This is a genomic window from Brevundimonas olei, from assembly GCF_037055245.1.
GTDB classification, from domain to species: Bacteria; Pseudomonadota; Alphaproteobacteria; order Caulobacterales; family Caulobacteraceae; genus Brevundimonas; species Brevundimonas olei.
Genome location: NZ_CP146369.1, coordinates 2,038,692 through 2,054,817 on the forward strand (window position 1 = coordinate 2,038,692; position 16,126 = coordinate 2,054,817).

The following is a 16,126-nucleotide window of genomic DNA, read 5'->3' on the forward strand; positions in this document are numbered from 1 at the left end:
ATGACGGCTGCCGAACACGAGCGGTTTCCGGCTTCCTTTTTTGGGCATACCGGATGAGATCGCTGTGCGGCGGCTTCCTTGGACGCGCGGCCCAGCCTCGCTCCGTTGAAGCCGTCGCCGCCCTACGCCAGCGCCGGAACCTCAGCAGATGCCTCGCCGAGCCGAACCTGACGAAGGAAGATATCCCGCGTCAATTCCAATGAATGGAGATGAGCGAAGATCATGGACAAGACGCCAGTCTGGTTCCAGTTCGTCAGCACATCACCAGGCAGATCGCGCAACTTGGCTTGGTTGACCATCTGAAAGCCGCGGTAGACGAATGGACGCTCCGCTCCATCCTGCTGAATTGCGACCTCTCCTTCCATGAGCAAATCGTGTTGGATGAGTTCTGCTATGAACGCAGTAGTCTTTTGTCCGGCGGCCTCGAACTGCTCACAGAAATAGAGCGCCGCCTTACAAGCATCGGTTGGTGTTACGCCGTCAAACAACGCCTCTCCCTCAGCAAAGTCTCCCACAAGGTTGCTCGAGGGATCGAAACAAAGGGAAAGCTCACTCGCTTCCGGCGTCAGCTTGGCCAGAATGAAGGGATACCGTCGCGCATAGGCGGGAACGTAAAAGGAGTCTGGTAAGGCGCCCGCACTGTCGACGAAAACGTTTACACCTTCATTCATGCCCATCAGGGCCAGCGGTATTGGGTCTCGACCTGAAGAAAAAATGACCGGGAAGTGCCGCTGCGCCTGCGGAAACTCCTCGACCGTCAGTGGTACGACGTGTTGGTTCGCGAGCCAGCTCGCCTTGTCCGTCGTCCGCCTATGCCACGACGCATGATCACGGCTGTTGAGCGCCATAACCCCTTTGTAGAATACAGGCAGTTCAACTGATTGCGGCGCCGTTGTCATTTGCGTCTCCAGGATATTTTTTCATGCATTCGGCCATCGCCGCCTTTGCGGCAGGGGCGAAGATTCTTTCCGAATATTGGGGCGTCCCCTTTGGAAGGCGCCGCCCCAATATAATCAGAATGCAATGCGCAGGCCGGCATTCGCTTTCAGAATGTAGCTGTCCCCGAAGTCCTTGACGGAGCTATTGCCCGAGACTTCGCCATAGAACGTCATGCCGTTCATCCAGCTTATGCTCGCCCCCAGACCGACTTCAGTCCACAGCCCCTCGTTTGCATAGGCGATCGGCGTGCCGGAAACGCGCGTGCGTGTGCCGTCCAGCCACTCATAGCTAAGATTAACCAAGCCATAGACATGGCTGCGGCCGCCGTCCCATTCGTCCTCATGGTCGAGCGAGACGCCCCAGCGGGTCTTGAGGCTATCGCCCTTGTCTGCAGCGACAATGGCCCCGGCCGCATCGGCGAAACGATCAAATCGGACATTGGAGTACGCCATCTGAATCTGCGGCGTGACGCTGAGCTTGCCGCCAATCGGAGACTTCTTGCCGAGTTCCAGGCTAAAGGCCTCGCCGCTACCGCTGTTGTTGGCTGACAACTTGCCGAGCGTATCGGAATTGAGGTCGCTTTCATACCAGCTGAACTGCACCTGTCCGTCGGCATAGAAGCCTTGGAGCCCGTACCAGGTCAGCGTAGCGCCAACACCATAACCATCGGTCTTGAGAGAACCGTTGCCGAAGATCGACCGGACATGACTGCTCGCCTCGCCATAGTAGGCGGTAACCCCAGCGACTAACCGCTCGCCCTTGTCGGATCCTGCGAAGACCCGATCGGCACCGATCTGCATCTTCCAGCTGTTGACGTTCTGATCGGAAAGGCTGGTTGAAACTGCTGCATTAGCCCGGCTCTGGACACCTTCCATTCGCCCCCAGATGCCGTTGCCCTCAGGGTTGGCGCCGGCTGTCCAGCTGCGGTTACCGACACGCTGCTGAAGCGTGGAAAGACCGTTCAACGACTGCAGGTTGGCCCCATACGCTTCATAGATGGGCACCCCGGGCTGATATAGCGGCGGGCTCGGTTCGACCGGTTCTTCGGGGCCGCCCGGTTCGCCCGGATCGACCGGATTCAGTAGGCTGGAACGCAGATACCAATCGCCATCCGTAGGACTGGAAACGCCGCCCTTATACAGACGATATCCGAACGCGCCGGCGATGACGGCCTGTTCGCCCTGGAACACGTAGTCGCCGTTGAGAACGAACGTACCGCTGGATGCGCCGGCGACATCGATGATCTTGATGCCTTCGACGGTCTGCGCGCCGAGTCCTTCACGGTTGATGACCTTGATCTGGGTGTTGCCGGAGGTGCCGCCCCCCACCACGAGCCGATCCGTGGTCGAGTTGTCTCCGGCAAGGACCGCCTCGATCTCGAGCGTGCCGCCGTTGCCGACATAATCGCCGGCGACAGTGAGCGTGCCGATGCCGCTGCCCGGCGCAACCACGCCGCTATTGGTTACAGCGCCGACCTGTCCGGTGCCTTCCAGACGTCCTGCTTCAGAGACCGTGACCCTGCCGCCAAGCACGCCGCTCACGGAAAGCGTACCACGGGCAACCGTGGTGGCAGCGGTATATCCAGTGTTGTTTCCGGCGACCACGAGCGTGCCTGCCCCGTCCTTCGTCAGGCCGCCCGCACCGGACAGCAGGCCATTCAGCGTGAAGGTCGTACCCTCGTCGGTCAGCACCGCGCCGTTACCTGCAAAGGACACGGCCCGATCACTTTCGATATCAGCCGTCGTCTGAAGCGTGCCGCGATTGAAGGTCAACCCGCCTGCCGTATCGCCGAGATTGACATCGGCCGACACCGCCAGCGTACCGCCCTCGATGGCCGTGCCGCCCGTATAGCTGTTGCCGCCTGCGAGAACGAGCGTGCCCGCGTCGGTCTTCACCAACTGTGTATCGCCGGTAAGGTCGGCCGCAATGGTGGCGATGAACGCGGCGCCCGCCGTTGAACCATCGCCCACGCGGATCGTGCTTTGGGGCCCGACCAGCGTCAGCGGCTCCCCGCTGATTTCATAGCCATCGGCCGCAAACTGCATGCCCGCCGTACGCACCTCGCCCAGACTGTTGTCGATCGTGACGGTCCCGCCCGTGCCGGCGAAAATCGCGATAGCCTCATCGGCGTAAGCGGCATTCACCACGCCGTCGGCATCGGTCCAGTTATCGTTGCCGGTGCTGTTCTGCCACACGCCGTCACCACCATCGACGGCATTGTTGAACTTCGGACCAGCATTGCCGTCCCAGAAGTTGAGCAGAAGTCCATCGGTGTTCACGAGGTTCACCTGACCCGCGATCGATGTCTGCACGGTGCTGGCGCCGCCTGCCGGCATCACGCCTAGATCAAGACCATTGTCCGTCAGTGCGCCGCCATAGTTGATGACGCGGTAGATGCCAGGGCCGAACGTGCCGCCCGCGGGAATGGTCACATCCAGCGTGCCGTCAAGAACCAGGTCGCCGCCCACCTCGATCAGGTCGTTGAGCGCGCCACCCACCGCGTTGGCCTCGCCGAACTGCATGGCCAGCGTCGAGCCGGAAGCCAGCGACAGGCTGCCGCCGATGGTCAGCGTGCCCGGCAGGCCGTCGCCGCCGCCCGGATTGAGCGTTGCGCCATCGGCGATCGCGACGTCGCCGCCGATCACGCCGATCCCGCCAAGCGTTGCGCCCAGGTCCACGCGCGTCAGGCCCGTGGCCGCAGACTGGTCGCCGTTCACGAACAGGGACCCCGCGGTGACTCGCGTGCCGCCCGTGTAGCTGTTGGCTCCCGATAGCGTCAGTATGCCCGCGCCGTCTTTGATCAGACCGCCTGCACCGCTCACCACGCCGGTGAGACCCAGGGTCGTGCCGACGTCCGTCAACAGCGTGCCCGCGCCAGTAAGTTCAACCGCGCGGCCGGTTTCAAGGTCGGCTGTCGTCTGCAACGTGCCGCCGTCGAAGGTCAGCCCGCCTGCCGCATCGCCAAGATTGGCATCGGCGGACACCACCAGCGTACCACCCTTGATCGCGGTGCCGCCGGTATAGCTGTTGTCGCCCGTGAGGATGAGCGTTCCGAGATCGGATTTGACCAGCTGGGCCGCGCCCGTGAGCTCGGACGCGATCGTTGCGCTTGTGCCCGCACCGGCCGCCGTGCCGTCGCCCACGCGGATCGTCGCCTGCGAACCGGCAAGGGTGATTGCGTCTCCCTCGATCACATAGCCATCGGTGAGGAACTGCATGCCGGAGGCTTCGACTTCGCCGAGGCTCCGATCGACCGTTACCGTGCCGGCAGCGCCCATGAACACGGCAAAGGCAGCGTCCGCAAACTGCGCATTGGGGATATTACCGTCATCGACCCAATTGTCATTGCCGGTGGAACGCTGCCACAGGCCGTCGCCGCCGTCGATGACACCGTCATTCTTGGTGCCGACGCCATCCCAATAGCGGAACTGCAGGCCGGCCGTGTTCACCAGGTTCACCTGTTTGTCGACCGAGGTCTGGACATAGAAGTCGGGCGACGGGATCGTACCGATTGCCAGTCCATTGTCGGTCAGGGTTCCGCCATAGTTGATGACCCGATAGACGCCGGGATCGAAGCTTCCGCCGGCCGTGGTCTCTACATTGAGCGTCCCGCCGAGCGTCAGGTCTCCGCCGACCTCGATCAGGTCATTGAAGCCGCCACCCACGATATTGGCTTCGCCGAAGCTGACGTTGATCGTGGAAGAGGCCGCCAGATCGAGATTGCCGTTGATGGTGAGCGTTCCCGGAGCGGCGTCGAGGTTGCCTGGATTGAGCGCGCCATCGGCCACGGTCACGTTGCCGCCGATGGTTCCGACACCGCCAAGGGTGCCGCCCGCCGCCACGGCGACATCGCCGCCCAGCGCGTTGTTCACGTAGAGCGCGCCGCCTGAGATCGACGTCAGACCGGAGAAGCTGGAGCTGTCGCCGCTGAGCAGGGTTACCCCTGAAAGCTGGTTGATCGCACCGGTACCCGACATGGCTGAGCCGAAATCGTAGGCGGCAGCGGTATGATTGAAATTAACGGTGCCAGCGCCCGGACCAAAGGCGATATCCGCCACATCGACCGTGCCGGCCGCTGCGGCCGTGTCGCCCGCCGCCGCACCGATATTCAGCGTACCGCTACCTGCTGCGATGTTGGCAAGGGTCAACAACCCGCCCGCACTCAGTTGTCCCCCGTCGGCAACGGTGACAATCGCCTCTTTCCCAGTCCCGCCGATATCCAGGGCGCCCGCGATCGCAAGCTCCGAGCCTGTGCCGGAGATGAGAACGCGGCCTTGGCCATCTTGAGTAGCGCTCGCGGCGGTGATCCGCCCAGTGGCGGCGTCGAGGCGGCCGCCATCCAGCAGGGATAGTGTTCCGCGGTAGACGGAAAGGCCGCCTGTCGTCCAGCTGGAACCCGCGCCGGAGATTGTAACATCCGAGGGATTCGTCATGGACTGCAGAGGCGGACCCATCGAAAGGCTACCCGAACGGACCGTCGCGCCATCGGTGACATTTACGCGGGCGGTTGACGCAGTGTTGAAGCCGACACTGACATTACCGCCCACCTCCCACAGAGAGTTCGCGCCGGACACGTTCACGGTGACATCGTGCGCAGGGTTGCCGGCTAAAACGGCGCCGCCCAGCGACACCTGCGACGTTCCCGTCGCGATAACCTGACCGCCATCCTCGATGTTGAGCGTGACGTTCCCGCCGGTTGGGGCTCCCAGCCTCAACTCCGTCGTGATGAGCGAAGAACCTGCACCGGTGACGGTCAGGGTCGAGTCAGGTCCGGCAAGCCTCGTTAGGCCGCTGTTGACGCTCCCGCCATTCTCCAACCGCAGCTCGCTGCTTTCGATGAGGGTCGTGCCGCTGAAGTCGCTTGCGCCTGTCAGGCGCAGAACGCCGCCGCCCGTCTGGGTGAGACTGCCGGTGCCGGTAATCGCGCCCGCGAAGCTGGTGTCGTCGGAGCGGTTGAAGATCAGTGAGGCATTGTTCAGCACATCGCCGGTCAGACTACCGATGGTGCCGCCATTGCCGACCTGAAGGGTTCCCGCCGCGATGGTGGTGCCGCCATCATGCTCGGCATCGCCGGTCAGAATAAGCGTACCTGCACCATCTTTGGTGAGAGCGCCCGCCCCCGCAATCGGGCCGGCAAGTTCTAACGTCGTGCCGCTGTCGGTCAGCACCGTACCCGCGCCTGCCAGGGTGACGTTTCGGGCGGAAGCGATGTTGGACGTGGTGTTGAGCGTGCCGCCGTCGAGGGTCAACCCACCCGCCGCGTCGCCGAGATTGGCGTCGTTCGAAATGCGGACCGTGCCGCCCTCGATCAGCGTGCCGCCCGTATAGCTGTTCGTGCCCGACAGAACGAGGATGCCCGCGTCGGTCTTAACGAGCTGAGTGGCGCCGGTCAGATCGGCATCGATGGTGGCGGTGAAGCCTGCGCCGACCACGGAGCTGTCGCCCACTTGAATCAGGGACTGCGGACCGATCAGGGTGAGCGCATCCCCGGTGATCAGGTAGCCATCGCTCGCGAACTGCATGCCGGACGCCGTGACCTGCCCGGAGCCGTTATCGATCGTGACGGTTCCGCCGGTTCCGGCGAAGATCGCGAAGGTGCCGTCCGCATAGGCAGCGTTGATCGCGCCATCCGACCCCGTCCAATTGTTGTCCGTTCCGCCGAGATGCCAGGTGCCATTGCCGCCGTTGACAGCGTCGTTGAACTTCGGACCGCCGTCGCCGTCCCAGAAGCTGAGCGAAAGGCCGGCCGAGTTGACGAGATTGACCTGCCCGGAGACCGCGGTCTGCACGGACACGTCGCTTCCACCCGGCATTGCACCAAGCGCGAGATCATCGTTGAGAAGGTCGCCGTCGTAATTGAATACGCGGTAGATTCCCGGCCCGAAGATGCCGCCGGTAGGGACGCTCACATTGATCGTGGCGCCGTCGAGGGTGAGGTCGCCGGCGACCTCGATGAGATCATTGAGCCCGCCGCCGACGGCGCCGGCCTGTCCGAACTCCATGTTGAGGACCGAGCCCGAATCCATCGTGAGGCCGCCCGCAATGGAGAGCGTGCCAACCCCATTGCTTCCGGCAGTTAGGATGCCGCCTCCGGCGATGTTCACATCGCCGCCGATCGTGCCGATACCGCCAAGCGTCGCGCCCGAAGCCACGCTGGTCGGGCCGGTGGAAGCCGACTGGTCGCCGTTGATCAGCAGCGTACCGGCGTTCACCGTCGTCGCGCCGCTATAGCTGTTGTCAGCCGTCAGCGTAACGATGCCAGAACCGTTCTGCGTCACCGCGCCCGTGCCGGAAATCAGACCGTCGAAGCCGACGCTGTCCGAGCGATCGAATATGAGCGAGCCGTTGTTCGCCACGTCTCCGGTGACGAAGCCGCTGGTTCCGCCATTGCCGAGCTGCAGTGCGCCATTGGTGATGGTCGTGCCGCCAGTGTAGGCGTTGTCGGCCGTCAGGATCGTTGTGCCCGATCCGAGCTGCTCAACGGAACCGGTTCCGGATATCTCGCCCGCAATCGTCAGCGTGCCGGAGCGATTGAACTCCAGCGCAGCATTGTTTGCGATGTCGCCGGCGAGCGTGCCCGACGCACCGCCGTTTCCGATGCGAAGCGTACCGGCGGCGATTGTCGTCCCATCGCTGTAGCTGTGATCACCGGTCAGGGTCAGGACGCCGGTGCTCTGCTTCGCGAGGCTTTCGAACCCGGAGACGCTTGCCCCGTCGAAAATCCGGGCGGCCGCATTGTCGACGATCAGGCTGTCGGTGCCCGCGCCTGCATTGACGCCAGCGCCGGTGATCACCCCGCCATCATTCAGCATGAAGACGTCGTTGCCGCCGCCCAGGTTCAAGGCGGCGCCCCCCGTATCAAGCGTGCCCGCCAGAGTGAAGACGTCATCGCCGTCGCCAAGGTCGCCGGTCGCACGCAACGTGCCACCAGCGTTGACAGTGATCATGGACGCCCCGGCATCGCCGGTGAATGTCGAAACCGTCCCGGCCGCGCCCTGCACGGTGCCATTCACGACCAAGGCGCCGTCGCCATTCATGGCGAACGTCGCGGTGCCGAGCAGGCCGTCCACCTGCAGCGTACCATCGTCGACCCGAGCTGCACCGATGCTGTTCGTCGCGGTCAACACCGTCGTCCCGCTGCCGATCTGCGCGATGCTGCCGGGGCCGCTGATCGCGCCGGTGAAGTTGAAGGTGTCCGAGCGGTTGAACGACATCGTCGAGGTCGCCGACGTCACGAACACATTGCCGGTTCCGGCATTGCCGGTCGTTCCACCATTGCCGATGATCAAATTGCCGTCGTTGATGACGGTATTGCCGGAGAATGTGTTGTTCCCGGTCAGAATCCAGTTGCCGCTGTCGTTCTTGGCAAGCGTCGTGACGCCGGTTCCCGCATCCCCGATGGCGCCAGCCAGCGTATTGTCGCCGGTATTGGTGCCTCCGAGCGCAATGGTCCGCGCCTGATTGGTCCCTGCCAGAGTGACCGGCCCGGTGTCAGTGAAGATTATCGCACCAGTGCCCGAGGACTCGATGAAGCTGGTGCCTGCGGCCAGCGTGAACAGGCGATTGGTTGTATCGCCTGCCCCGGTATAGCGCAGCGTCGATCCACTGCCGATTACCAGATTGGACGCGGCCGCCGACGACGCACCGATGCTGCTCGCAACTCCGCCATCGGCCAGCTTGTCGACACCGAGAACGCCGCCGCTGATCGTCGTCACACCCGTATAAGTGCTGGCCGGATTGGTGAGGATCCAGGTGCCGGCCTCGGTTTTCGTCAATGACGTCAAACCTGTGCCGTTATCCGTGATCTGTACGGCCAGGATATTATCGTCGGTGTTGGTGCCCTTAAGGGTCAGCGTTTGCGCGCGGTCCAGCACGCTGAAGGTGAGCGGCGCGGTGCTGGTGAAATTGATCGCACCCGTCCCGGATGCGTCGAGTCCATTGCCGGAAACAGGCCCCAGCGTGAACTGGCGGTCGGTGCTGCCCCCTGCGCCGGCGTACCGCAGCGTACCGCCATTCAGGATCAAGCTGCTTGCCGCAGCAGTTGACGACCCCATGGAGCTCGCCAGCCCCCCATCGGTCAAGCATGTGACCTCGAGGATACCCGCGTTGATGATGGTGGATCCAGTGTAGTCGCTATTGCAACCGGTCAGCCGCTGATACGATCCGCCATTCTTGACGAGATTGCCGGTGCCGGTGATCGCTCCCGCATAGATCGCCCCGCCATAGCTCCCTCCGTTGGAGATCGTCAGGGTACCGCTGCCCAGATCGATGTTACCGCCGGTCGCGCCACCGTCGAGCAGATATCTAAATGACGCATCATAACCGTTCAGGTCGAACAGCGCCCCTGCGACATTGGACATCTGCAGGTAGCTGGTGCCCTGATCGAACGCGTCCGACGAGCCGGCCCGAAGCGTCCCAGCCTCAACCGCCACCGCGCCGGCAAAAGTGTTTGCGCCGCTCAGCACCAATGTGCCGCTACCACGTTTCGCGAGATGCCCAGGCCCTTCGACAATTCCGCTGAAATTCAGCGTCGTTGCCGCATTGCTCACATCGACGTAGCCCCACGAGTTTTCCAGTGTGAAACCGCGGTTCGTCGCTTGGTCACCGCCCGTGTAGCGAAGTATACCGCTGTCTCTGAGAACGAGGTTGCCAGCATCGGCGCTTGCCGCACCGATTCCACTCGCCTGTCCCCCGTCAGCGAGGCAGTCGACGCTTATCGTTCCCCGGATAATACTGGTGACACCAGTATAATCGTTGCTGCAGCCGACCATTGTCTGAGTGCTGGTGTTGTCTTTGACAAGGCCGCCGGAGCCGCTGATTCTGCCATTGAATGTGGCGTTTGAGCCTCCGATGGTGAGCGTGGCTCCTCCGAGAAGCACGGTACCACCAGCCGCGCCTCCACCCGACAGGCCGCCAATCTTGTTGTTGAAACCATCAAGGTCGAGCGTCGCGCCAGCGACGTCCGCCAACGTCACAAGGCTTGGACTACCAAACGCCTGCGTTGAACCCGCCCGCAACGTACCGCCGTTGATTCTCGTAGGGCCCGAGTAAGTGTTGGTGCCCGCCAGAACCAATGTGCCGGCGCCCTCCTTGGTCATCGGAGCAGCGCCGATACCCACTACATTGCCTTCAAAGGTGAGGGTCGTTCCCCCATTTGCAACGTCGACCGCAGCGCCCGCGATCCCGTTGATCGTAAAGCCGCGGTCGGTCGTCGCCGTGTTCCCGGTGTACCGCAACATACCGCCGGTCTGGATGACCAGATTGGAGGAAGCGGACGAAGATGCGCCGATCCCGCTGGCGACGCCGCCATCTGCCAACGCGTCAACCTCAAGGGTGCCGCCGCTAATGGTCGTGACGCCGACATAGTCGTTGGCGTCGTTCGACAGAACCAATGTGCCCGAACCGACCTTGGTCAGACCGGCGTCATCCGGACTCGTCACCTGGCCGGCGAACTCTACCGAACGTCCCGCTCCGACTTCGATAGCGCGCAGACTACCTCCATTCACCAACGTGAAGCCGCGGTCGGATACGACGTCCACGCCGCCCACATAGGCAAGCGTGCCGCTTTCCAGCACTAGGTTCGACGAGCTGGCGCTCGACGCGCCAATGCTGCTGCTTACCCCGCCATTCGCCAGGCTCGCCACTTCCAACCGGCCACCGCTCAGCGTCGTGCCCCCAGAGTAGCTGTTGGCGCCGTTGAGGCGAACTGTGCCGCTGCCGCTCTTGACGAAGCCGGTGCCGCCATTGTCGACGATCGTGGAATCGATGGTGAACGTACCAGTGCCGTTCTGCTGGATGCCGAACGTCCCTCCACCGGCGCCTCCAGTGATGGAGCCGCCCGTAATACGCTGGTTCGTGGCGAGCGTGCTTGGGGCGACGATGATCGTACCGTCGATTCCAAGCGTGTTTCCGGCGCCGATCGTGACGACCGAATCTGCCGCAGCGGTGTAACGAAGGCCGCCGAGTTGGAGGTTGCTGCTCACCGTGCCTTCAAATGGCGTATCTGCCGCATTCGCGGAATCGCTGACGATATCGCCAGTCACCCAATCACCGGCGTCGTCCTTATTGACGTAATCGCTGTTGTCGAATGCGATAATGCCGCCGTCGACTACCTTGGCATAGTCGGTTCCGTTAATGGTTGCCCAGCCGCCCAGGACGCCGTCGGCGTTGGTCGTCGTGATCGCACCGCCGCCCGGCAGCACGAAGTTGATCAGACCGCCTGCCCGGCTTATCGCTCCAAGATTGAGATTGACGAAGCCGCCCGCCCCGCTGACCGCGCGAACAGTGTTGCTGCCAGCGGAGACCGTCATACCGTTGAAGGTTTGGTTGTTGGTTGCTCCTGTCGCCCCGATAACTTCGAGCGTGCCGCCCGAGAGGACGAGCGACGACGAACCGGAAATGATATTGGCCGCCGGGCTACCAGCACCGGAAAAATCCAGGGCGAGCTTGCCCCCGGCGATGGTCGTGGCACCGGTATAGCTGCTCGCCCCGGTCAGCGATAGCGAACCGGCGCCCACTTTGCGGAGCCCCCCGGTCCCCGTGATGCTCCCCGCATAGCTTTGGGCGTCCAACGCCTCGACCGTCAGCGTCGATGCGCCAAGCGCGACCGAGCCGCCCGTACCCGTCAGTGATGGAGCGGTCAGATCATACCCGCCCAGGTCAAGCGTGCCGCCGTTTACGATGAAACCCGTTGCCGCTCCGAAAGCCGAAGCGCTGCCGGCCTGCAGCGTCCCTGCGTTAACTGTGACAGTCCCAACGAAATCATTGGCTCCGCCCAGAACCCATGTACCGGCGCCGTTGCCGATCAGATCGCCCGTGCCCGAGATGATGCCCGAATAGTTACTCACTCCGGCAAAGCTGCCGCCAAGCGTGAGGCTATCTACCGGATTACCGGGCGTGAATGAGGCTCCACCGCTCAGATTGAGCGAACCGGCGCCATCGTTCAGGATGCCGGAAGCACCGCTGATGGTCCACAGACGGTTGCTGCTCGCGCCCGTGCCCGTGTAGCTCAGAGTTCCAGCATCGAGGGATATGTCGCCGCCGACCCCGAGGGAACTGACCGTTCCGTTGTCCGCCAGAACGAACGCCTTGACGAGCCCGCTTACGCTGACCGGTCCTGTAAATGTGTTGGCGCCGCCGCCCACCGTAACGGAGTGCCCAGCAAGAGAAGTAAAGCCATAGTTGCCGCCGCTGAGCACGCCCAGAAGCTCAATGTCGGCGGTTTCGGCGCTGAAGTTCCCGCCGCCGGAGATGTCGATATCGCCGGTGATCGATAGTGTGCCGCTCCCCTGGTTTCGAATGATGCCGGCGGCGCCGTTAATGTCCCAGTTCCGGTTAGAGCTATCGCCATCACCGATATAGATGACGCTGTCGGAATACTGGCTCGATTGGTTGAAGATAATCGTGGAGTTCGCCCCCGTCGCCGCGCCAAGCGAACTCGCCTCCCCAATGTTCCCGATAGAACTGAAATAGGCGCTACAGACGCCGTTACAGCCGTTGAACGTCGTGCTGCCGGTGTAGCTGTTATTGTCGTTGGTCAGCCGGACGATCGTGGCGTCATTGTTCGATGCTGCAACGTTGACGTTACCGTTCCCGCTGATGAGCGCCGAGCCGACGCCCGAGCCGGTGACAGTAAGCGTGCCGCCATCGCCGATGACCACGGAACGAGCAGTGTTCGAACCTTCGATTCCAAGCCACACGGACCGGCCGGCGGCCGTGAATATGCTGTTCGAAGCCGCCCCCAAGGCGGCGTCGCTGGACGCATAGATCCTGCCGTCCAGAATGGAGATATCGCCGCTGAACGTGTTCGCGCCCGAAAGCCGAAGACTTCCCGTCCCCGCCTTGGCGAGTCCTGCGGAGCCGGAAATGACGGACCCGATGGTCGTTACGCCGGCTGCGTTCGTGTTTGTGGTAATGGTAGGGGAGATGCCGCCCAGGGTGAGCGTACCGCCGGTGAGCGCATAGCCGGCTGTGTTGAAGGTCAGATTATGTACGGTGATAGGCGAGCCCATCGTAACCGTCCCCGCCGTCCCGCCAAAAATGGCGTCGTCGAGTCCTAGATTAGTCCATGGCGCGTTGTACGGGCCGCTAACGCCGTCCGGGCTTGGGCTCCAGTTGAGGTCGCTAAGATTCCAGGCCCCCGTGCCTCCTGACCCGACGGCGGTGCCGTTCGCGTCCCAGTGCCGTTCTTCCGAGCGCGCCGGAGAAGCGACCGTCAGCAGCATGAGCGCCGCGAAAGAGCTTCCCGAGAGCAATCGCGACACTCGACCGGAAGCGCGGTTGTGGGCGATTGCCTTGCTCATTTGACTCTCCTCAAACACAAACATCCCGTCTCCAGCTGCTGCTGGCGGGACCCAAGAACGAATTTAAAAGTGATTTTCGGGGAAGCTCGAACGCACAGCTCGCCGCGCGCCCTCAGAATCAAGTGTTCGCACAACCAATCACGCCCCCCTGTCGGCAGCCCCGCTAACTCAGTTGAGCCGGGAGGCTCATCTGCCGTCGCTGAGAGGCCAGCTATTCTCCACGCCCCCAGCGAAGCGCGAGTAAAGCGACCGTCGCCGGCATATTAAAGCGACAGCCGGAAGCCGATACTCGACATGAGATCATCGGCTCGCTGATCCCTATCAGATGTTTGCGTAGCGGTTTCAACCCCCGTTTTCAGTTAACCGGTTTTAACCAGTGGGAAATTTGCTCAGCGCCCCGCGTTTCTGGAAATCTTTCAACATCCAGCAGCACGCTTTAAAAATTTACTTCATTTTACAAAGCAGGCGACGCGGCGATGCCGCGTCATCATCCGAATCGCAGGATGTCCGATCGTCGGACGGCGAGCTTCATTTGCTGACAGCGCCCAGGTCGAGAAGAGACGTGTCCAGCGAGCTGATCCCGCCATGCCGCCCCCGCGGATGAAGGGGATTGTTCCTGTAACGATCATTTCGCCCTAGGCGGCGCGGACAAGTTGGTCGTTCGCTGGCGGTCTTTGTCACTCTTCGACTATCGAGCGGATGACCTTGGCCGGATTGCCGCCGACCAGTGTGTTGGCGGGCACATCCTTCGTAACGACGGAACCGGCAGCGACAACGGAGTTTTCGCCAATTGTCACGCCTCCTATGACCGTCACGTTGGCAGCGATCCATACGTTGCGCTCAATGACAATCGGGCTGGCGGTTACACCCGCTCGACGCTGCGAAGGAGCGATGGGATGGCCTGAAGTTATGAGGCTGACATTCGGACCGATCATCACGTCATCCGCGATGTCGAGGCCGCCCAGGTCGTACATTGTGCAGTTTTGATTGATAAAGACATTACGCCCGATGCGAGTGTTGCCTCCCCCGGTCGCATAGAGGGGGGGAATGAGACTCACGGTGCTATCCAGCTCCTTTCCTATCAGGTCGCCAAACATGGTCCGAATCCGTTCGGCATCATCATGCGACAGCCGGTTGATCGCCGCCGTCATTTGCCGTGCCCGGCTTACGGCAGCCACCATTGCCGCGGATTCAGGCGTCCTGCGGGGGATGAATTTGGCCCGGTCGTTCGTCATTTGGTGTCCGCTTTGCCAAGTGTTGTTCGCTCGATGGGGAGTGCGGCAACGACATGGAATTCGCAATGCTCTGCAGGATTGACCATGTTCCAGTTGGTTGACCCAAGACTGCTTCGGGAGGCTGGCTTGAGCGGAGGCGATCTCCCCGAGGCTGGATGACCTATTCTGAAAAGCTTGCCGCTTATCGCCTTAATATCGCGGACGGGGCAGTTCGGCTGAGCAGAACCGTTCGATTATCACGGCACCCTTTGGCGCTCCGCCACAGTTCATGTCGGCCGGCGAGGAATTGGCTCAAATCTGTCCACACCGCCTAGTTCCCGACTGAACCGTCCAAAAGCGAACAAAAATGCTGTGCGAACGTGAAAGCGCAAAAAACCCCGCAAGCCGTTGAGCTTACGGGGTTTTTTGCGCCTAGATTGGTATAACCAGGGAGGTTATACGAACGGTGGTTGCGGGAGCCGGATCGGGACGATACCTCACACCTGCGATCCGCTTCATGACGTGACTACGTCAGCGACATTCAACGCCCACATCGCTTCAGAAGCAGTCATTGCGTCAGAGTGAGAAGGCGACTCTAGTTCGGCTCGCAAGCCACCACATAATCGGCGCCGCATCGTAAACCGTTGCGCTCGGCACAGAGCGCGAGTCCTTCTCCGCGAAGAGTTTCAACCCGCGAGGCAAGGCTCCGGGCCAGCCCGTCGTTTGCGACCCGGGGCAAGCGCCGCACAGCCATATCCAGTTGACCGTTCACCCATTTCGCCTTGTAGCGATTGGGAAAGCGACGGGCTGAAAGCACCCTGAAGCCGGCGCTGGCGAGCGCATTCAACGTCCACTCCGCCGGATACTCCCGGTAGGGCGTCTCGTCCGCCAGGAGCAGGACCGCGTCGCGGAGTCTGCCGATCTCACGCACCATTCGGGCCTCGTCTGTATCGGCCGGTCCGACGATGTAGGGATCCAGGCCGACGACATAGAGGCGACGCCCGGTCATGGGCCTCAACCGGCGCAGAAGGGTTTGCTGGAAATAGGGCGCGAAGCCCTCGACGGCGCCGATGAGATAATCGGCCAGCACCGTGTCGAAGACCTCGCCTTCCAGCAGGGTCGCGTCGGTCCAGTTGCCGAGCAGCAGCCGGTCGTGCGGCCGAATACGCTCCCCGACCGAGGCGCGCACCTGATCCGCATGACCGGCCGCAGCCGTCACGCCCGTCCAGGTGTCCGTGGCCAGACCCGTGCTCCACAGACTGGAGTTGACCCCTGTCCCGGCGTCCAGAAAACGACCCCACGGAAGGTCGCCCTGCAGCGCCTCCACGTGATCGAACAGGCTCATTGCGCCTCGGCCCGGGCAGCGCGAAACGTCGCTCGGCGGACCAGCCGCACTTCGAGATCATGACCCATGGCGTCGGCCAGGCGCACCGCCGCCTTCAGGGTCATGCGCTCCCGATCCCTCAGCCACAGGCAGACCTGTCCCCGCGGGACGCCGAGCCTTCTCGCCAGATCGGACTGACTGAGACCGTTGGCCCGACACGTCTCGAAGACCCGCCCGATCATTCGCCAGACCTCGACCTGCACCCGCTCGGCCTCCGCCAAAGCCCCCTCGCTGCTCATTTCAATCTCCCTCATGCTCGCTTGATGAATGTTACGATATAACATAAT

5 protein-coding genes are annotated in these 16,126 nt (G+C 62.4%); all 5 read right to left on the reverse strand.

The features are described 5' to 3' along the window. Nucleotides 1-122: 122 nt before the first annotated feature. The gene (locus V8J38_RS09745) at nt 123-899 is read right to left on the reverse strand and encodes a SapC family protein (RefSeq protein WP_338575369.1); all 777 of its coding nucleotides are present in this window, start codon (nt 897-899) and stop codon (nt 123-125) included. Nucleotides 900-1,013: 114 nt separating this feature from the next. Beyond that, nucleotides 1,014-13,241, reverse strand: a complete 12,228-nt coding sequence (locus V8J38_RS09750; RefSeq protein ID WP_338575372.1) for an autotransporter-associated beta strand repeat-containing protein — start codon at nt 13,239-13,241, stop codon at nt 1,014-1,016. A 677-nt stretch (nt 13,242-13,918) separates the two neighbouring features. Then, nucleotides 13,919-14,476, reverse strand: a complete 558-nt coding sequence (locus V8J38_RS09755; RefSeq protein WP_338575375.1) for a sugar O-acetyltransferase — start codon at nt 14,474-14,476, stop codon at nt 13,919-13,921. 574 nt (nt 14,477-15,050) lie between these two features. After that, nucleotides 15,051-15,800 carry a hypothetical protein gene (locus V8J38_RS09760; RefSeq protein WP_338575377.1) on the reverse strand — a complete coding sequence of 250 codons (750 nt, stop codon included), beginning with the start codon at nt 15,798-15,800 and terminating at the stop codon, nt 15,051-15,053. Continuing rightward, nucleotides 15,797-16,078, reverse strand: coding sequence for a helix-turn-helix transcriptional regulator (locus V8J38_RS09765; RefSeq protein ID WP_338575379.1), 282 nt, complete (start codon nt 16,076-16,078; stop codon nt 15,797-15,799). The genes V8J38_RS09760 and V8J38_RS09765 overlap by 4 nt, the downstream gene beginning before the upstream one ends. Nucleotides 16,079-16,126 lie beyond the last annotated feature (48 nt).